At 69.1% G+C, this 16,912-nt stretch carries 19 protein-coding genes; 12 read left to right on the top strand and 7 right to left on the bottom strand.

The features are described from left to right. The first annotated feature begins 7 nt into the window (after nt 1-7). The 3 genes from AC27L4_RS15755 (at nt 8) to rplS (ending at nt 1,104) form a co-directional block, all read left to right on the top strand. Nucleotides 8-238, top strand: a complete 231-nt coding sequence (locus tag AC27L4_RS15755) for a hypothetical protein (RefSeq protein ID WP_487143177.1) — start codon at nt 8-10, stop codon at nt 236-238. Beyond that, nucleotides 235-537, top strand: a complete 303-nt coding sequence (locus tag AC27L4_RS15750) for a type II toxin-antitoxin system RelE/ParE family toxin (protein ID WP_487143176.1) — start codon at nt 235-237, stop codon at nt 535-537. The genes AC27L4_RS15755 and AC27L4_RS15750 overlap by 4 nt, the downstream gene beginning before the upstream one ends. Before the next feature lie 192 nt (nt 538-729). After that, entirely contained in the window at nt 730-1,104 is a 375-nt protein-coding gene (gene rplS / locus AC27L4_RS15745) for a 50S ribosomal protein L19 (protein ID WP_487143175.1), read from the top strand. Between the two features lie 188 nt (nt 1,105-1,292). On the opposite strand, the gene AC27L4_RS15740 is transcribed toward rplS, so the two are convergent. From AC27L4_RS15740 to AC27L4_RS15725, 4 genes are all read right to left on the bottom strand, one after another. Next, complete coding sequence (locus AC27L4_RS15740) at nt 1,293-3,134, bottom strand: extracellular solute-binding protein (RefSeq protein ID WP_487143174.1); 1,842 nt, start codon at nt 3,132-3,134, stop codon at nt 1,293-1,295. Next, entirely contained in the window at nt 3,131-5,011 is a 1,881-nt protein-coding gene (locus tag AC27L4_RS15735; RefSeq protein ID WP_487143173.1) for an extracellular solute-binding protein, read from the bottom strand. The genes AC27L4_RS15740 and AC27L4_RS15735 overlap by 4 nt, the downstream gene beginning before the upstream one ends. 150 nt (nt 5,012-5,161) lie before the next feature. Continuing rightward, complete coding sequence (locus AC27L4_RS15730) at nt 5,162-6,367, bottom strand: GNAT family N-acetyltransferase (RefSeq protein WP_487143172.1); 1,206 nt, start codon at nt 6,365-6,367, stop codon at nt 5,162-5,164. A 31-nt stretch (nt 6,368-6,398) separates the two neighbouring features. Continuing rightward, a complete protein-coding gene (locus AC27L4_RS15725) occupies nt 6,399-7,787 on the bottom strand; it encodes a lipopolysaccharide biosynthesis protein (RefSeq protein WP_487143171.1) in 1,389 nt (462 codons plus the stop codon). Between the two features lie 169 nt (nt 7,788-7,956). Here AC27L4_RS15725 and AC27L4_RS15720 point away from each other — a divergent pair, with 169 nt between their 5' ends. The 6 genes from AC27L4_RS15720 to AC27L4_RS15695 all read left to right on the top strand — a co-directional run bounded on the left by AC27L4_RS15720 (nt 7,957) and on the right by AC27L4_RS15695 (nt 12,565). Continuing rightward, nucleotides 7,957-8,148, top strand: coding sequence for a twin transmembrane helix small protein (locus tag AC27L4_RS15720; RefSeq protein WP_487143170.1), 192 nt, complete (start codon nt 7,957-7,959; stop codon nt 8,146-8,148). A 40-nt stretch (nt 8,149-8,188) separates the two neighbouring features. Beyond that, nucleotides 8,189-8,773 carry a cob(I)yrinic acid a,c-diamide adenosyltransferase gene (locus tag AC27L4_RS15715; protein ID WP_487143169.1) on the top strand — a complete coding sequence of 195 codons (585 nt, stop codon included), beginning with the start codon at nt 8,189-8,191 and terminating at the stop codon, nt 8,771-8,773. 143 nt (nt 8,774-8,916) lie between these two features. Further along, nucleotides 8,917-9,483, top strand: coding sequence for a BA14K family protein (locus AC27L4_RS15710; RefSeq protein WP_487143168.1), 567 nt, complete (start codon nt 8,917-8,919; stop codon nt 9,481-9,483). 101 nt (nt 9,484-9,584) lie between these two features. Continuing rightward, nucleotides 9,585-10,772 carry a lytic murein transglycosylase gene (locus AC27L4_RS15705; protein WP_487143167.1) on the top strand — a complete coding sequence of 396 codons (1,188 nt, stop codon included), beginning with the start codon at nt 9,585-9,587 and terminating at the stop codon, nt 10,770-10,772. Between the two features lie 72 nt (nt 10,773-10,844). Further along, complete coding sequence (locus tag AC27L4_RS15700; RefSeq protein ID WP_487143166.1) at nt 10,845-10,979, top strand: hypothetical protein; 135 nt, start codon at nt 10,845-10,847, stop codon at nt 10,977-10,979. Between the two features lie 143 nt (nt 10,980-11,122). Then, nucleotides 11,123-12,565, top strand: a complete 1,443-nt coding sequence (locus AC27L4_RS15695; RefSeq protein ID WP_487143165.1) for a sodium:proton antiporter — start codon at nt 11,123-11,125, stop codon at nt 12,563-12,565. Nucleotides 12,566-12,633: 68 nt separating this feature from the next. On the opposite strand, the gene cpdR is transcribed toward AC27L4_RS15695, so the two are convergent. Next, nucleotides 12,634-12,996 carry a cell cycle two-component system response regulator CpdR gene (gene cpdR, locus AC27L4_RS15690; protein WP_307268844.1) on the bottom strand — a complete coding sequence of 121 codons (363 nt, stop codon included), beginning with the start codon at nt 12,994-12,996 and terminating at the stop codon, nt 12,634-12,636. 232 nt (nt 12,997-13,228) lie between these two features. Here cpdR and AC27L4_RS15685 point away from each other — a divergent pair, with 232 nt between their 5' ends. From AC27L4_RS15685 to AC27L4_RS15675, 3 genes are all read left to right on the top strand, one after another. Next, nucleotides 13,229-14,110, top strand: coding sequence for an N-formylglutamate amidohydrolase (locus AC27L4_RS15685; protein WP_487143164.1), 882 nt, complete (start codon nt 13,229-13,231; stop codon nt 14,108-14,110). Continuing rightward, the gene (locus AC27L4_RS15680) at nt 14,107-14,649 is read left to right on the top strand and encodes a gamma-glutamylcyclotransferase (RefSeq protein ID WP_487143163.1); all 543 of its coding nucleotides are present in this window, start codon (nt 14,107-14,109) and stop codon (nt 14,647-14,649) included. The genes AC27L4_RS15685 and AC27L4_RS15680 overlap by 4 nt, the downstream gene beginning before the upstream one ends. Before the next feature lie 202 nt (nt 14,650-14,851). Further along, the gene (locus AC27L4_RS15675; RefSeq protein WP_487143162.1) at nt 14,852-15,412 is read left to right on the top strand and encodes an HNH endonuclease; all 561 of its coding nucleotides are present in this window, start codon (nt 14,852-14,854) and stop codon (nt 15,410-15,412) included. A 141-nt stretch (nt 15,413-15,553) separates the two neighbouring features. On the opposite strand, the gene speB is transcribed toward AC27L4_RS15675, so the two are convergent. Further along, nucleotides 15,554-16,516 carry an agmatinase gene (gene speB / locus AC27L4_RS15670; RefSeq protein WP_487143161.1) on the bottom strand — a complete coding sequence of 321 codons (963 nt, stop codon included), beginning with the start codon at nt 16,514-16,516 and terminating at the stop codon, nt 15,554-15,556. Between the two features lie 126 nt (nt 16,517-16,642). Beyond that, the gene (locus AC27L4_RS15665; protein ID WP_487143160.1) at nt 16,643-16,912 is read right to left on the bottom strand and encodes a TfoX/Sxy family DNA transformation protein; all 270 of its coding nucleotides are present in this window, start codon (nt 16,910-16,912) and stop codon (nt 16,643-16,645) included.

The raw sequence follows: 16,912 nt of genomic DNA, 5'->3' as shown, positions 1-16,912 counted from the left end.
ATGCGGCATGACCAAGCTGCTCCGCCAAGCCATGGATGCCGTCAGTCGCCTGCCTCCCGGCGACCAGGACGAAATCGCCGAGATGATCCTGAGGCTCACGGGAGGCGAGCGTGAGGAGCCGGAGCCTCTCGACCCCGCTCACCTGCCGGACATCCTTGAGAGCCTCGCCCAGGCGCGCCAGCGCGAATTCGCCACCGACACCGAGATTGCGGCGGCTTTCGCCCGCTTCAGCCGATGAAGCTGCGCTTCACGCGCCGCGCCGTCGCCGACATCGCCAGGCTTGCCGACTTTGTGAACGAGCACAGCCCGTCGGCCGCGACGGCGGTCCGAGCCGCGATCTCCAGCAGCCTCCAGACCTTGGTGATGTTTCCTCGATCCGGACGCTTGCAGAACGCTGTGACTGTTCGAAAGATCGTGACGCCACGCTTTCGCTATCGGATCTATTATACGTATGATGAATTGGGGGAAGAGCTTGTCGTTCTCAACGTCAAGCACCCGGCCGAGTTCCAGGACGACGAGTCTTCGGGACATTCCTGAACATCGCCGGTTGCCGGCTCGCCTCTTGGCGCAGCGGCCAATGGCCGCAGGACGGAGGGCAGGCTGGCGGATTCCCGCCGACGAACTCTTTGTCCTTACCCATGGACTCTCGCCGGCTTTTCGCGTATGGCGACGCCTCCCACTCAACCAAGAGCAAGATGCGCCCGAACGGTGCGCGCGGAGATCAGGACGATGAACCTCATTCAGACCATCGAGCAGGAAGAAGTTGCCCGCCTCACGGCCGGCAAGGAGATTCCCGAGTTCCAGCCCGGCGACACGGTGATCGTGAACGTCAAGGTCAAGGAAGGCGATCGCTCCCGCGTGCAGGCCTATGAGGGCGTGTGCATCGCCCGCGACGGCGGCGGGCTGCAGGAGAGCTTCACCGTCCGCAAGATTTCCTACGGCGAGGGCGTCGAGCGCGTGTTTCCGCTCTATTCGCCGATGATCGACTCGATCAAGGTCGTGCGCCGCGGCAAGGTGCGCCGCGCCAAGCTCTATTACCTGCGCGACCGCCGCGGCAAGTCGGCCCGCATCGCCGAGCGCGTGGACACCAAGAAGGGCTCCTGAGCCTTTCGAAGAGCCCTTGTCGAGAAGCCGCCTTCGGGCGGCTTTTTGCTGTCAGGCCCTGTGCCGGGTGATTGCCTCGCCGGACGGCTCCAGCCCGGTGTCCAGGCGAAGCCCTCCGCATCCCGGCCAGGCCCAGGGGCGGGCTCGCCTTGCCATGGGCGAGGCGAGGCACGCACCCCGTGCCGCTTCTACGCCTTCGACCACCAGATCTCCGGAGCCCCGCGGGCGTAGCGCGGCTTGGTCACGGGATGGTCGAACACGTCCCAATAGGCGAGCCAGTGCTCGGGCTTGGACCATTGCGGAATCCAGTAGAATCCGGCCCGCAGGACGCGGTCGAGCGCCCGGCAGGCGACATCGAGGGCGTTGCGGCTGTCGGCGGCGATGATCGCCTCCAGCAGTACGTCGACGACCGGGTCGGCGATGCCGGCGAGGTTGTAGGAGCCGCGGGTGGCGGCCGCCTTCGACGACCAGGTGAAGCGCACGTCGTCGCCGGGCGTCGTGCCGAAGGAATAGCGGCGCACCAGCATGTCGAAGTCGAAGGCATCGGCGCGCGCCTGGAACTGGGCGGTGTCGACCACCCGGTAGCTGGCGGCGATGCCGAGCCGGCCGAGATTCTTGATCAACGGCGCGGTATGGCGCTCCAGGGCATTGTCGCTGTCGAGGAACTCGATGACGAAAGCCTCGCCGGCCGCGTTCTTGAGCTTGCCGCCGTCGATGGCCCAGCCGGCCTGCTTGAGCAGGCGGGCCGCCTCGCGCAGCAGCGTGCGGTCCTCGCCCGTGCCGTCCGAGACCGGCGGCAGCACCGCCTCGCCGAAGACCAGCGGCGAGAGCTTGTCACGATAGGGCTCGAGCAGCGCCAGCTCCTCCGGCGGCGGCTTGCCCGAGGCCATCATGTCCGAATTCTGGAAGAAGGAGGCGGTGCGGATATAGGACGAGAACATCACGTTCTTGTTCGTCCATTCGAAGTCGAAGGCCATGCCGAGGGCCTGGCGCACCCTGGGGTCGGCGAATTTGGATCGCCGCGTGTTGAAGAACCAGCCCTGCGCCGCCGAGGGCGTCTGGTCGGGCAGGACCTCCCGGCGCACGCGCTTGTCGTTCGCCGCCGGAAAGTCATAGCCCTTGGCCCAGAGCCAGGAGGTGAACTCCTCGCGGAACAGGAAGTTGCGCGCCTTGAAGGCCTCGAAGGCGACGGCGCGGTCGCGATAATATTCCCAGCGCAGCACGTCGAAATTGTTGGAGCCGATCTCGGTCGGCAGGGCCTCGCCCCACCAGCCCTTGACCCGCTGCAGCTCGATCGACTGGCCGACCGCGAAGCGGCCGACCTTGTAGGCGCCGGACGAAGGCTGGATGTCCAGCGTCGGCTGCTCGAAGTCGCGGCCGGCCCACCAGGCCTTGGAGAAGATCGGCAGCACCGCCACCAGGAGCGGCAGGGCGCGGCCGCGCCCGGGCGCGAGGGTGACGCGCACGGTGCGCGGATCCTCCGCCACCGCCTCGACGAAGGCGTGCAGCGGCTGGGAGAAGAAAGGATGTCCCTTCGCCTTGATGGTGTTGAACGACCAGGCGCAGTCTTCCGCGGTCAGCGGCGAGCCGTCGTCGAAGCGCAGGGCCTCGCGCAGCCGGAAGCGGTAGGTCAGCCGGTCGGCGGAAACGGCGACGCTCTCGGCCGCCTGCCCGTACACGGCGTCGGGCTCGTCATAAGCGCGGGCCATCAGCGTGGCGAAGCACAGCTCCAGGCCCGCGGCGCCGTCGCCGCGCAGGCAATGGATGTGCAGCGTGTCGAAGGTGTTGAAATTCTGGTTGCCGATCGTCTGCTCGATCTGGCGCGAGAACACCCCGCCCTTGGGCGCATCGGGGTTGACGTAGTCGAAGGCGGAGAAGCCCTTGGGATATTTCAGCTCGCCGAAGGTGGAGAGGCCGTGGCTCGCCGCGTCCTCGGCCCGGGCGCCCGCCGGCAGCAGGATCGTGGCGGCGCCGAAAGCACCGAGGGCGAGGACGTCGCGGCGCGTCGGGCCGGCCGGGCGCGCCGTCACTTCGGCGCCTCGCTCTTGGCCTTGGCCCCGAGCTTGCCGGGATCGGACCACCACACCGTCGGGAAGCCGCCGGTGGGTGACTGCTCCGGCAGGACGGCCGGGCCGGAGAACTTGTTCCAGCGCAGCGTCCGCCAGGTTGGCGAACGATAGTGCGGCACGACGTAGTTGTGGGCGAGCAGGACACGGTCGAGCGCCTTGGTCGCCGCCATCAGATCATCGCGCGAGGTGGAGAAGATCACGCGATCGATCAGCGCGTCGATGCCGGGATCCTTGATGCCCATGACATTGCGCGAGCCGCGCCGATCGGCGGCCTCCGAACCCCAGAACTCACGCTGCTCGTTGCCGGGCGACTGGCTCTGCGACAGCACGTCGGAGATGATGTCGAAGTTGAAGTCGTCGACCAGCGCCTTGTACTGGGCGGTGTCGACCGTGCGGATGGTGACGCCGATGCCGAGACGCTCCAGCGACGGCTTGTAGGCCAGGGCGAGCTTCTCCAGGGAGGGGTCGTCGAGCAGGATCTCGACGTTCATCGCCTCGCCGGTGGCGACATTGGTGAGCTTGCGGTTGCGGATTTCCCACCCGGCCTCCTTCAGGAGCCGCACCGCTTCGCGCAGATTGGCGCGACGCGCCTCGTCGGTGCCGTTCACCGGGTTCTGATAGGGGGTGGTGAACACCGAGGGCGGCACCTTGTCGCGGACCGATTCCAGGATCTTCAGCTCTTCGCCCTGCGGCAGGCCGCTGGAGGCAAGGTCATCGAGCCCGGCGAAATAGGAGCCGATGCGGGTGTAGAGGCCGAAGAACAGCGTGCGGTTCATCTCCTCGAAATCGAAGGCGAGGTTGAAGGCCCGGCGCACGCGCTCGTCCTTGAACTTGTCGCGCCGCAGGTTGAAGACATAGGCCTGCATCCGGCCGGAGCTGTGGTCCGGCACCTCCTGCTTGACGATGCGCCCGTCCCGCACCGCCGGGATGTCGTAGCCGGTCGCCCATTCCCTGGCGATGTTCTCCAGCTGGAAGTCGACCGCCCCGCCCTTGAACGCCTGGCGGATCACGCCGGGGTCGAGATAATAGTCATAGCGGATCTCGTCGAAATTGTTCTGCCCCTTCTCGCTCGGCAGGTTCTCCCCCCACCAGTCCTTGACCCGCTCCAGCGTGACGGAGCGGCCGGCCTCGAAGGACTTGATCCGATAGGGGCCGGAGCCGAGCGGCTTCTCCAGCGTGGGCCTGGTGACGTCGCGCGGCTTGCCGTCGGGGCCGGAGCCGGTCCACCAGTGCTTGGGCAGCACCATCAACTGGCCGACGATCAGCGGCAGCTCGCGGTTGCCGGCCTTGTCGAATGTGAAGGTGACCTCGCGCTCGCCGGTGGCCTCGGCCTTGACCACGTTCTTGTAGTACTGGCCGTATTGCGGATTGTTCTCCTTCCAGACGCCGAGGGACCACACCACGTCCTCGGGCGTGATCGGCTGGCCGTCGTCCCAACGGGCCTTGGGGTTGAGGCGGTAGGTGACCGAGCTGCGGTCCTCCGGGTACTTCACGGCCTCGGCGATCGAGCCGTATTGGGAGAACGGTTCGTCCTGCGACTGCGAGGTCAGGGTCTGGTAGATCTGGCCGACGGCGCCGGCCACCTGGCCGCGCACCGGCACCGGGTTGAAGCTGTCATAGGACCCGTAGGCCGACAGGCGGACCGTGCCGCCCTTCGGCGCGTCGGGATCGACGTAGTCGAAATGGGTGAAGCCTTCGGGATATTTCAGGTCCCCCAGCAGGGAGACGGCGTAGCGCCAGCCGTCCTGCCCGGCCGCATGGGCGCCGGCCGCGGCCGTCAGGCCGACGAGGGCGACACAGGCCGCAGCCAGGCCGCGCCGCAGCCGTGAATGGATCATCGGGGTCGAAAACCTGCCGGGCCGCATCGTCACATCCGGTTCGAGGGAGTCGAGCCAGACTACCCGCTGCGCGGCCGGCGGTGCAAATGACCTCGCCGTAATGCCCCGATCGCCGTGGAGCGCAGCCGCCGCGCGGCCGGCCCGCACGCCCTACCGCAGCCCGAGACGCTTCAGCAGCGCCTTGGCCCGGACGCGCCCCTCCCCCCGCGCGCGCTCCAGGGCGATGGCAAGCCGCATCCGCCAGGAGCCGCCGGGGGTGAGGTCGACCAGCCAGTCGGCGACGGTCAGCCGCTCGCGCCAGAGATGGTCGATCATCGGATGCCCGGGATCGGCGACCGAATCGATCGCCGCGATGCCCGGCTGGGCCAGGAGGTCGCGGGTGAGGGCGAGCGCCACCTGGACGCCGGGCGAGAAGCGGGCCTGGGCCTCGTCATAGGCGACCTTCCAGAACACGGCGCGGTCGGCGCCGAGAAGGCCTATGCCGGCGGCGATGGCCTGGCCGTCGAGCCTGAGCAGGTGCACGCGCATCCGCCCGTCCTGCGCCATGCCGCGCGCCGCGGCCCGCACGAAGGCGGCACGGTCGTCGCGCTGCAGCGTGGCGGTGCGGGCGCGCCGGCCCTTCCAGCCCTGCAGCTCGAGCCGGAGGAAGTCCTCCACGGCCCGCTCCACCGCCTCCGGCGTCGTCGCGATCTCGGTGGTGACCTCGCCCCGGTCCGAGAGACGGCGGAACTGGCGCTCCAGGTCCCGGCGCTTGCGGTGGCCGACGGCGCGCTCGATGTAGTCGCCCGCCTCCTGCGGCGCAGCCAGCGCGCGCTGGTGGCGGCGGAACGCCTGGTGACGCAGGCCGCGGGCGGCGGCCGCCTCGGCGAACATCCGGGCGGCCTCGCCGTCCTCGGGCAGGTAGGCGAACAGGGCAAAGCGGGCCGCGACCGGGCGGCGGCGGAGCCAGTCGAGCAGCGCCCCCGCGGCCTCGCGCCCGTGCCGGCGGTCGAGCAGCGGCGCGCCGAGCGGCGCATAATTGTGGGCCATGCCCTCGGCGAGGCCGAAGGGCAGGCCCCAGCGTCGGCTGGCGGCGGCGAAGGCCCACAACCCGGCGAGCCTCTGGCCGGCCGCATCGGTGCGCCAGATCGCGGCGATCTCGTAGCCGCGGGCATCGGCGAGCTCGCGCAGCGAAGCGGCGGCAAAGCCCGGCATCAGGAACGGGTTGGAGTCGATCGAGCGGGCCGCGAGGTCGCGCCAGGCCGGCGCTATGCGATCGAGGTCCTCTGCCGCGATCCGTTCCACCGCATAGCCGGCCCCCGTGCCGGCGGCGGGATCGCCGGATATGTCGCGCTCAGCTTGGGACGTCGACGCCATGGTCCTTTCTCCCGCCCGATCCGGTGCCGGATCAGGACGTCCGGCGCTTCGGACCGCCCCAATAGAAGACATGGAGGCCGAGACGCCGCTTGGTGATGACAAAGAGCAGGATCGATTCCATCACCAGCGCCGCGGTGGTCGCGACGGCCGCGCCCATCAGCCCGAGCCAGGGCACCAGGGCGAGGTTGAGGCCGATATTGGCGAGGAAGGCAAAGGCGTAGACCACGGCGCAGGCTCCCTGGTGACCAAGCATGTTGAGCAGCTTCTCCACCGGCCCGACCGAGGCGCGGGCCAGCAGCCCCAGCACCAGGATGGGCAGGAGGTGGTAGCCCTCGACGAAGCCGGGGCCGAAGAGCCAGAGCAGCGGCCGGCCAAGCGCGACGATAACCACCGCCATGGCCAGCGAGGGCAGGAAGGTCCAGCGGATCGAGGCCCGGACGAAGGCGTCGAGCTCATCCGGCCGGTCGCTGACGTGATATTCGGTGAAGCGGTGCGCCGAGGCCGCCGCCACGGCGAAGTAGACGAAGGCGACCAGCGCCACCAGCTTGGTCGCGGCATAATAGATCGCCACCTGGCCGGGCTCGACGAAGCGTTCCAGCACGATCACGTCGCAATAGGTCAGCGAGAGATAGAAGCCTTCGACCAGGAATTGCGGGAAGGCGATGCGCAGCCAGGTGCCCGGCGCATAGGCCTTGGGACCGGCCGGGACACGGCTGGGCAGGCGGCGGTTCAGCACCACCATCTGCCAGAGCGTCGTCACCCAGGTGGATAGGGTGGCCGCCCACATGGCGGAGACCGCGTCGGGCTCCATGCCGACGAGGTGCATGCCGGCCAGGATGGCGATCAGCAGCAGCGGCCGGACGAGGTAGATCGGCGCCATGGCGATGTTCGCCCAGTTGTAGGTCCGGGCGATGCCTTCCTGCACCTCGGTGACCACGAACAGCGGCAGGCAGGCCAGGCCCAGATAGAGCGGCACCAGGAGCCAGGGGTCGAGCCGGTCGCCGAACAGGGCGAGGCCGAGCGCGCCGAGCGCGGCGAAGCCGCTGCCGAGCCCGAAAGCCAGCCAGCGCCCGCCGTCGATGAAGCCGCGCAGAAGGTCCCATTGGCCCCGTTCGGCATAAGTCGGGATGAAGCGCTGCGTCGAGGATGCCAGGCCGATATTGGTGACGGTGCCGAGCAGGAGCACCCAGGTCCAGACATAGACGTAGATGCCGAACTCGTGCGCACCCATCCAGCGGGCCAGCACGATCTGGGTCAGGAAGGCAAGGCCGGCATTGGCAATGCGGAAGAGATAGGCAAAGCCCGCAAAGCGCTGCGCCGTGCCGCTGGCGCTGCGGTCGCCGAACCAGGCCAGGATGCGCGCGCGCATGGACCGCATCGCCCCCTTCGCTTCGCCCGGCCGGTCGGTCGTTTCAGCCATTCGCCCCTTCCGCTGCCTCCCCCACCGGTCCTGCCATGCCGAACGGCGGCGAGACGGCTCTCGGGTCTCGGGCGACGACAACGTCTCCTAGCAGCCGAGCTTTAAGAAACGGTGTGGCGGCCGCCGGTCCGGCTTTCGCAGTGCGGCAGCGTGCACTACATTGCACGGCATGAGGTCCCTTTTCGACTATCTCGTCCCCATCGCCGTCGGCGCCGTCGCGGTCGTGCTGATCTTCGGCCTGGGCAACATGATGAAGGGCGGCAGCCCGTCGCGGTCGCAGCAATTGATGCGCCTGCGGGTGATGCTGCAGGCCGTCGCCATCGTCATCATCATGGCGGCGATCTATTTCTCACGCAAATGAGCCGGCGGCTGAGCGCAGCCGTCCGGGGGCGGGAGGCGACATGGTTCGGCTGAACCGGATCTACACGCGCACGGGCGACGACGGCACGACCGGGCTGGGCACCGGCGAGCGCCGCGCCAAATGCGACATCCGCATCGAGGCCTACGGCACGGTCGACGAGACCAATGCCGCGGTGGGAGCGGCACGCCTGTTCACCGTCGAGGAAGATGGGGAGGTCGACGCCATGCTCGGCCGCATCCAGAACGACCTTTTCGACCTCGGCGCCGACCTGTGCACGCCCGAGAAAGGTGCCAAGGAGATCACCTGGACGCCGCTGCGCGTGGTCAAGGGGCAGGTCGAGCGCCTGGAACAGGAGATCGACGCGATGAACGCCCTGCTCGAGCCGCTGAAATCCTTCGTGCTGCCGGGCGGAACCCCCGGGGCGACGCTGCTGCACCAGGCCCGCACGATCTGCCGCCGCGCCGAGCGGCAGATGGTCGCGCTGGACGGCACGGAGGGCGAAGCGGTCTCGGCCAATGCCCTGCGCTACATCAACCGCCTTTCCGACCACCTGTTCGTCGCCAGCCGCTATCTCAACCGCAAGGCCTCGGGCGACGTGCTCTGGGTGCCGGGGCAGAACCGGTAGGTCCTCGCCGCCGCGCGAGGAAAAGCACCGCCGACGCCCCTTTCAGCCATCCGCGACGGCACTGCGCCCTGGCCAATCGCCATTGCGGCGGGAACAATGCCGTCCGGGGCGGGTTCCGGTTGCATGACAACCAGGAGAACGCAATGAAGGGACTGTTCACGCTCCGAGCCGTCATGCCCGCGGCCCTCGCCGGCCTGTTGGCCCTGGGAACGCCGGCCATGGCGGCCCCGATCGCACCGGCGCCGATCATGGATGCCGGGCCTGCCGCGGTCCAGGTGCGCGACAGCGACGCGTGGCGGCGGCGCGCGCCAGGCAGGCAGCACCACGTCAACCGGCCGGACAATCGGGGGTATCACGACGCCCGCCGCGCCTATGACCATCGCCGCTACGGCAACGCCCGGCGGGGCTACGACTATCGCCGCCCCTATGACGGCCGACGGGGATACGTCTACGACGAACGGCGCTACGGGCCCCGCTACACCTACCGGCACGGGCCCTATCGCCACTACTACAACGGCTACTATTACAGCACGCCCTGGTGGCTGGGCGCCGCCGCCGGCGTCGGTGCCGCTGTCGGCGCCGTCGTCAACACGATTCCCTCGGGCGACAGCCATGTCGCCTGGTGCCAGAGCCGCTACCGCACCTATGATCCGCGCACCGACACCTATATCGGAAAGGGCGGACGCGCCTACAGGTGCGTGAGCCCCTGAGAGCCGGTTCCTCCGGCTCTCGGCTCCGAACATGCGGCCGGCTCGTCCCGGCCGCGCCGATCGCCATCAATTTGTTTACCTTAACGGGGTATGAGAGAGGCATGACCAAGCGCCTCCTCCTCACCCTCGCCCTCCTCGCCTCGAGCGCGGCCCCGGCCGGCGCAGCGAGCTTCGAGGCCTGCCTCGCCGGGCTGCGCGGCCCCGCCGCCTCCGCCGGCGTCTCCCCAGCCGTCTTCGATGCCCAGACCCGCGGGCTGCAGCCGGACATGAGCGTCATCGACGCCATGAACAAGCAGCCGGAGTTCAAGACGCCGATCTGGGACTACATGGCCAGCCTCGTCGACGACGAGCGCATCGCCGAGGGCCGCAAGATGCTGTCGAAATGGGGCGGCGTCCTCGGCACGGTGCAGCGCCGCTACGGCGTCGACCCGGCGACGATCGTCGCCGTCTGGGCGGTGGAATCGAATTTCGGCCAGAAGGGCGGCGAGCGGCCGCTGGTGCAGTCGCTGGCCACCCTGTCGTGCTACGCCGGCCGGCGGCAAGGCTATTTCCGCAGCGAGTTCTACAACACGCTGAAGATCATCCAGCGCGGCGACGTCAAGGCGGAGCATCTCACCGGCTCCTGGGCCGGCGCCTTCGGGCATACCCAGTTCATGCCCTCGACCTTCCTGCGCATCGCCGTCGACGGCGACGGCGACGGACGGCGCGACATCGTCGACTCCGTGCCGGACGCCCTCGCCTCCACCGGCAACTACCTGCACCGGGCCGGCTGGGTGAACGGCGCGACCTGGGGCTTCGAGGTGGCGCTGCCGGCGAACTTCAACGCGGGCCTGGCCGGACGCACCAGGAAACGGGCCCTCTCGGCCTGGGCGGCGGCCGGCGTGAGGCGGGTCGACGGGTCGGCGCTGCCCAAGGGCGACCAGCGCGCCGCCATCCTGCTGCCGGCCGGTCCGCGCGGCCCGGCCTTCGTGGTGTTCAAGAACTTCGATGCGATCTACTCCTACAACGCGGCCGAATCCTACGCGCTCGCCATCGCCCACCTGTCCGACCGCATCCGCGGCGGCGGTCCGATCGTCACGCCCTGGCCGACGGACGATCCCGGCCTGTCGCGCGCCGAGCGCCGCGAACTGCAGGTGCTGCTCACCAAGCGCGGCTACGACGTCGGCACGCCGGACGGGGCCATCGGCGACAAGACGCGCGCCGCGGTCAAGGACGTGGAGCGCCGCCTCGGCTGGGCCCAGACCGGGCGGGCCGGCATGAAGATCCTGGTGGCGTTGCGCAAGAGCTGAGCAAGCCCGGCCTCGCGAAGGGGTCCGCAGCGTGGCGACGACGTCGCGCGCCACTTCGTCCGCCGGAGCTCCGTGACTGCCGGCCTGATCGCCATTCCCGCCCGCCGGGGCGTCGCCGCCCGGGTCGCTCGCGGCCGGGTCGCCCTGCCGAAGCTCATCCCGGTCGACGCGATGGCGCCGACGGTCGTGCATTTCTCCGTCGCCTGACCGCCTATCGGGAAGTGAACGAGATGATCGTCACCCCGGCGACGAACTTCGCCGCCTCGCTGCCGACGCGGGAAAGCCGGTAGGCGCTTCCGGCGCCGGCCGGAGTGGGCTACACCCCGTCGAAGCTCGACGGGATGGACGACATGACGATCAAGGCAGGAGCGGCGACCGCCGCCGCGGCGGCACTGGCTCTCCTCGACGCCTGTCCTCCAGCGTTCGCCGCCGAGGCGATCGACGGGGCCGGCCTGTCGCTCGCCTGGACCGTGCCCTTCGCCGGCCTGCTGCTCTCCATCGCCCTCGGGCCGCTGCTCTTCGCCCGCTTCTGGCATCACCACTACGGCAAGATCGCGCTCGGCTGGGCCCTGGCGACGGCGGTGCCGCTGGTGCTGGCCTTCGGCGCCGGCCCGGCGAGCCAGGCCGTCGCCCATGCGCTGCTCCTGGAATACCTGCCGTTCATCATCCTGCTGTTCACGCTGTTCACGCTGGCCGGCGGCGTGCTGGTGCGCGGCAACATCCACGGCAGCCCGGCGACCAACACGGCGCTGCTCGCCATCGGTGCGGTGTTCGCCAGCCTGATCGGCACCACCGGCGCCTCGATGATCCTGATCCGGCCGATGATCCGGGCCAATGACGACCGCCTGCACAATGTGCACGTGGTGGTGTTCTTCATCTTCCTGGTCTCCAACATCGGCGGCTCGCTGACGCCGCTGGGCGACCCGCCGCTGTTCGTCGGCTTCCTGCGCGGGGTCGACTTCTTCTGGACCACGCGGCACCTGGCGCTGGAGACGCTGTTCGTCGCCGGGCTGGCGCTCGCCGCCTTCTTCGCCCTCGACACCTGGCTCTACCGGCGCGAGGGCATCGTCCGCCCCGACCCGACGCCGGACACGCCGGCGATCACCATGGCCGGCGGCGTCAACGTCCTGCTGATGGGTGGGGTCATCGCCGCCATCCTGATGAGCGCGATGTGGAAGCCGGGGCTCGGCGTCACGGTCCTCGGCAACAGGCTGGACGTGCAGAACCTGCTGCGCGACGCCATCCTGCTCGGGCTGGCGGCGGTATCGCTCATGATCACGCCCTGGGCCTTCCGCCGGGAGAACGGCTTCGACTGGGAGCCGATCCGCGAGGTCGCCAAGATCTTCGCCGGCATCTTCGTGTGCATCGTGCCGGTCCTGGCCATGCTGACGGCCGGCCCGCGCGGGGCACTGGCGCCGCTGGTGGCGCTGGTGGCCCAGCCCGACGGCAGCCCGAACCCGGCCGCCTATTTCTGGATGACGGGCCTGCTCTCATCCTTCCTCGACAATGTGCCGACCTATCTCGTCTTCTTCGAGCTCGGCGGCGGCGACGCGCAGCAGCTGATGGGCTATGTGCCGGGGCGGGAGAGCATGGCGGTGACGCTCGCCGCCATCTCGTCCGGCGCCGTGTTCATGGGCGCCAACACCTATATCGGCAACGCCCCCAACTTCATGGTCTACGCCATCGCCCGGCAGAGCGGCGTGAAGATGCCTTCGTTCTTCGGCTACATGCTGTGGTCGGGCGCCGTGCTGCTGCCGATCTTCGTGGCGGCGACCTTCGTGTTCTTCCACTGAAGCCAGCGGTCCCCGGCCGCTCGGGCCGATGCCGGACCGGTCCGCTGCCGCCGCGGCCCCGGTCGACCTCAGGCGGCCTTGAGCAGCTTCTCGACCTCGTTGACGAGGTCCTTCAGGTGGAAGGGCTTGGACAGCACCTTCGCATCCTTGGGCGCGTTCGAATCGGGGTTGAGCGCGACGGCGGCAAAGCCGGTGATGAACATCACCTTGATGTCGGGGTCGAGCTCGGTGGCCCGGCGCGCCAGCTCGATGCCGTCCATCTCCGGCATGACGATGTCGGTCAGCAAAAGCTCGAACGGTTCCTCGCGCAGGCGGTGATAGGCGGACAGGCCGTTGTCGTAGGACGAGACCTCGTATCCCGCGTTCTGCAGGGCCTTGACGAGGAAGCGGCGCATATCGTTGTCGTCTTCCGCCAGAAGTATCTTGTTCATCTCAACGCCCTGCATGGCCTGCGAATCTCCGATGGCCCGCTCAATACTCCAGATAAGACCTCGACATGGTAAATGCCGGGTTTAGAATACCGGAAGAACCCGGCCTGGGCATCGGTGCGCGCCTGCTTTCCGGGCCGATGCGCCGGCCGGAATCGCAATCGCCCCTTGTGATGGCGGGCGACGCGTGGTCTTGTCAATGTGAAGACGCATTCCGCAGTCCGAGACGCTTTCGGTGGCCGAGAACGAACTGAACCCTGCCTTCGATCTCATCGAGCCGGTGGTGCTGACGGACCCGCTTTTCTTCAATTCGCCCCATTCCGGACGGGTCTATCCCAAGGCCTTCCTGCGCGCTTCCCGCCTTGACGCCACCACCCTGCGCCGCTCCGAGGACGCCTTCATCGACAAGCTGCTGGAGCCGGTCGCCCTGAGCGGCACGCCGCTGATGTCGGCCCGCTTCCCGCGGGCCTATCTCGACGTCAACCGCGAGCCCTACGAACTCGATCCGCGCATGTTCGAGGGACGGCTGCCGAATTTCGCCAACACCCGCTCGCTGCGCGTCGCCGGGGGGCTGGGCACCATCGCCCGGGTGGTGGGCGAAGCGCAGGAGATCTATGCGGCGCGGCTGCCGGTGGACGAGGCGCTGATCCGGATCGAGGAGCTCTACAAGCCCTATCACCGCACGCTCAGGCGGATGCTGAACAAGATCCACCGCCAGTTCGGCACGGCCGTGCTGGTCGACTGCCACTCCATGCCGTCGTCGAGCCTGGCCAAGGACGAGCGGCCACGCGCCGACATCGTGCTCGGCGACCGCTACGGCACCAGCTGCACCGCGGCGATCATGGATTGCGTCGACCTGACCTTGCGCGGCCTCGGCTACGCCGTGGCCCGCAACAAGCCCTATGCCGGCGGCTTCATCACCGAGCATTACGGCAATCCGTCCGCCGGCTTCCACGTCATCCAGATCGAGGTCAACCGGGCGCTCTACATGGACGAGCGGCAATTCGACCTGCTGCCCGCCTTCGACCAGCTCTCGCGTGACATGCTGGCGCTGCGCGACGCCCTGGCCGCCCTGCCCTTCGGCATGCTCGAGACTTTCAGCGCAGCCGCCGAGTGACCGGTATCGAGTCCCTTTCCGCGCACGAGGACCTGTGGGTCTTCGGCTACGGCTCGCTGATGTGGCGACCGGGCTTCCCCCATGAGGAGCGGGCGCTCGCCACCATGCACGGCCTGCACCGGGCCCTGTGCATCTGGTCGCACGTGCATCGCGGCACCCCGGAAAGGCCCGGGCTGGTGCTCGGCCTCGACCGGGGCGGCAGCTGCCGGGGCGTCGTCTTCCGCGTGGCGGCGTCACGGCGCGAGGAGACGGTGCGCTATTTGCGCGAGCGCGAGCAGGCGACGGCCGTCTACCTGGAGGCTCTGCACGAGGCCCGCCTCGCCGACGGCCGGCGGGTGCAGGCGCTGGCCTATCGGGCCGACCGGCGCCACGCGCAATATTGCGGGCGGCTGCCGCCGGAAACGCTGCTGGCGCTGGTGCGCCAGGGCGTCGGCATCTCCGGCGCCAATCCCGACTATGTGCTCGCCACGCACGACCATCTGGTCGAGCTCGGTATTCACGACGCGACGCTCGACTGGCTGGCGCAGCGCCTGCGTTGAGGCCCTGTCGTCGCGACGGAGGGCGAGCCGGATCGCGAGTATTCGCCCCACGGACGGCGCGGCGCGAAGTCTTCGCGTGCCTGCCCCCTTCACAAGACCGACATGATGCTTCACCATTATGGGCGTACGAGTGGTCGACTCGGACATCGGCCACAGGGTGCGAGGTCTGGAGTACGTCGTGACGGCGCATGTGTCGCCTGCCATGTTTCATCCGCAAGTATCCCCCGAGGCGTGCCCCGCTCTCGTGCTGAATGCCGATTACCGGCCGCTGTCCTATTATCCGCTGTCGCTCTGGTCGTGGCAGGACGCCATCAAGGCGGTGTTCCTCGACCGGGTGAACATCGTCTCCGAATATGACCGCACGGTGCGCAGCCCGACCTTCGAGCTCAGGCTGCCCTCGGTCGTGTCGCTGAAGACCTATGTCAAGCCGACGCGCAACCCGGCCTTCACCCGCTTCAACGTCTTCCTGCGCGACCGCTTCACCTGCCAGTATTGCGGCGCGCGCGAGGATCTGACCTTCGACCATGTGATCCCGCGCTCGCGCGGCGGCCAGACCACCTGGGAAAACGTCGTCGCCGCCTGCTCGCCCTGCAACCTGCGCAAGGGCGGGGCCATGCCGGCCGAGATCAACATGCACCCGCACCAGCGCCCCTACGCGCCGAGCCTGAACGACCTGCACCTCAACGGCCGGCACTTCCCGCCGAACTACCTGCACGAAAGCTGGCTGGACTACCTCTACTGGGACACCGAGCTGGATCCGTAGCGCTCGTTCGCGAGCGGGTGCTTGCGCGTGCCCTCCCAACCGTCGTGGCCGCATCAGGTCCGACCACGAGGCCCGGGTTGATTCACTTGTCGATGAACGGCTCCCGAGGCCGGATCGCCCCGTCGGGCGCAAGCCGGCCCGTCACCGCTTCCGCCGCGCGGCGATCATCGGGGCCATGACGCAGAGCAGTTCGAACATCATGGTGGCGCCGGCGAGCGCGGTCATGCCGCCGAGGTCGAAGGGTGGCGCCACCTCGACCACGTCGGCGCCGACGATGTCGACGCCGGCGAGCAGGCGCACCATCTCCTGGGCCTCGCGGGTGGTGAAGCCGCCGATCTCCGGCGTGCCGGTGCCCGGCGCCATGGACGGATCGATGCAGTCGATGTCGAAGCTGACATAGGTCGGCCCGTCGCCGGCGATCGCACGGGCCTCGGCCATCACCGCGGCGGGACCGCGGCGGACGAACTCCTCCATGTAGATGACGCGCACGCCCCGCTCGCGAGCCCAATCGTGCTCGTCGGGCGCGTAGATCGAGCCGCGGATGCCGATCTGCACCATGCGCGCGGGATCGAGCAGGCCCTCTTCGATGGCGCGCCGGAACGGCGTGCCGTGAGTGTAGGGATTGTCGCCGAAATAGGTGTCGTTCGTGTCCGAGTGCGCGTCGAAATGGATCAGGCCGACCGGCCGGCTCCGGGCGACGGCGCGCAGCACCGGCAGGGTGGTGAGGTGGTCCCCGCCTGCGGCGAGCGGCAGGGCGCCATGGGCAAGGATGGCGGCCATGCCCGCCTCGATGCGGGCAAGCCCGTCGGCGAGGTTGATCGGATTGACCGGCAGGTCGCCGACATCGGCGATGTTGGCGAGCGAGAACGGCTCGATGCCGGAGACATGATGCACCCGGCGCATCAGGCTGGACTGATTGCGCACCTCGCGCGGGCCGTGGCGGGCGCCGGCGCGGTTGGTGGTGCCGCCGTCCCAGGGAATGCCGGCCAGGGCGATGTCGAGCCCCGCCGCCGACGCGACTGCCGGCAGGCGCATGAAGGTGGAGTGGCCGGCAAAGCGCGGCACCTCGGCCGCGTCGACCGGCTGGAAGAAATTGTCGCTCATCTGTTCAGCCTTTCCGGACCCTGCCGGCGATCTCGACGATATGCCCAGACGATCCCCGGACAAGGCAGCTCGCAGATCGCGCCGCCCGCGGCAAGAGCAAAGGTGCGGCGGCCATCGCGGCCCGGCTCATGCCGGCCCGGCCGGCCGCGCCGCCGCGGCCCGCAGCTCGGCCTTGCGCTCCGGCGTCACGGCGCGCCAGTCGATGCCTCGCAGCGCCGCATCCATGGCGTAGAGCGCATTCAGGCTGATGCGCCGGCCATGGACGAAGCGCAGGCGCGCATAGGCGGCCGGCGCGCCCAGGGCGCGCAGCGCATCCTCGTCATGGACGTCGATCCCGGCGAGATCGCGCTCCATGGCCGGGCCGAGATTGGGCAGGAGGCCGATGCGCCGGGCCAT

Source organism: Labrys sp. Lb11 (assembly GCF_057554225.1).
The sequence above is the reverse complement of the archived record's forward strand: the minus strand, read 5'-3'. Positions and strand labels throughout refer to the sequence as shown.

Excerpts from the sequence above, each read along its gene's own strand:
- AC27L4_RS15755 (WP_487143177.1), top strand. The coding sequence starts at position 8 with ATGACCAAGCTGCTCCGCCAAGCCATGGATGCCGTCAGTCGCCTGCCT.
- AC27L4_RS15750 (WP_487143176.1), top strand. The coding sequence starts at position 235 with ATGAAGCTGCGCTTCACGCGCCGCGCCGTCGCCGACATCGCCAGGCTT.
- rplS (WP_487143175.1), top strand. The coding sequence starts at position 730 with ATGAACCTCATTCAGACCATCGAGCAGGAAGAAGTTGCCCGCCTCACG.
- AC27L4_RS15735 (WP_487143173.1), bottom strand. The coding sequence starts at position 5,011 with ATGATCCATTCACGGCTGCGGCGCGGCCTGGCTGCGGCCTGTGTCGCC.
- AC27L4_RS15730 (WP_487143172.1), bottom strand. The coding sequence starts at position 6,367 with ATGGCGTCGACGTCCCAAGCTGAGCGCGACATATCCGGCGATCCCGCC.
- AC27L4_RS15725 (WP_487143171.1), bottom strand. The coding sequence starts at position 7,787 with ATGGCTGAAACGACCGACCGGCCGGGCGAAGCGAAGGGGGCGATGCGG.
- AC27L4_RS15720 (WP_487143170.1), top strand. The coding sequence starts at position 7,957 with ATGAGGTCCCTTTTCGACTATCTCGTCCCCATCGCCGTCGGCGCCGTC.
- AC27L4_RS15715 (WP_487143169.1), top strand. The coding sequence starts at position 8,189 with ATGGTTCGGCTGAACCGGATCTACACGCGCACGGGCGACGACGGCACG.
- AC27L4_RS15710 (WP_487143168.1), top strand. The coding sequence starts at position 8,917 with ATGAAGGGACTGTTCACGCTCCGAGCCGTCATGCCCGCGGCCCTCGCC.
- AC27L4_RS15705 (WP_487143167.1), top strand. The coding sequence starts at position 9,585 with ATGACCAAGCGCCTCCTCCTCACCCTCGCCCTCCTCGCCTCGAGCGCG.
- AC27L4_RS15695 (WP_487143165.1), top strand. The coding sequence starts at position 11,123 with ATGACGATCAAGGCAGGAGCGGCGACCGCCGCCGCGGCGGCACTGGCT.
- cpdR (WP_307268844.1), bottom strand. The coding sequence starts at position 12,996 with ATGAACAAGATACTTCTGGCGGAAGACGACAACGATATGCGCCGCTTC.
- AC27L4_RS15675 (WP_487143162.1), top strand. The coding sequence starts at position 14,852 with ATGTTTCATCCGCAAGTATCCCCCGAGGCGTGCCCCGCTCTCGTGCTG.
- speB (WP_487143161.1), bottom strand. The coding sequence starts at position 16,516 with ATGAGCGACAATTTCTTCCAGCCGGTCGACGCGGCCGAGGTGCCGCGC.
- AC27L4_RS15665 (WP_487143160.1), bottom strand. The coding sequence starts at position 16,912 with ATGGCCCGGCGCATCGGCCTCCTGCCCAATCTCGGCCCGGCCATGGAG.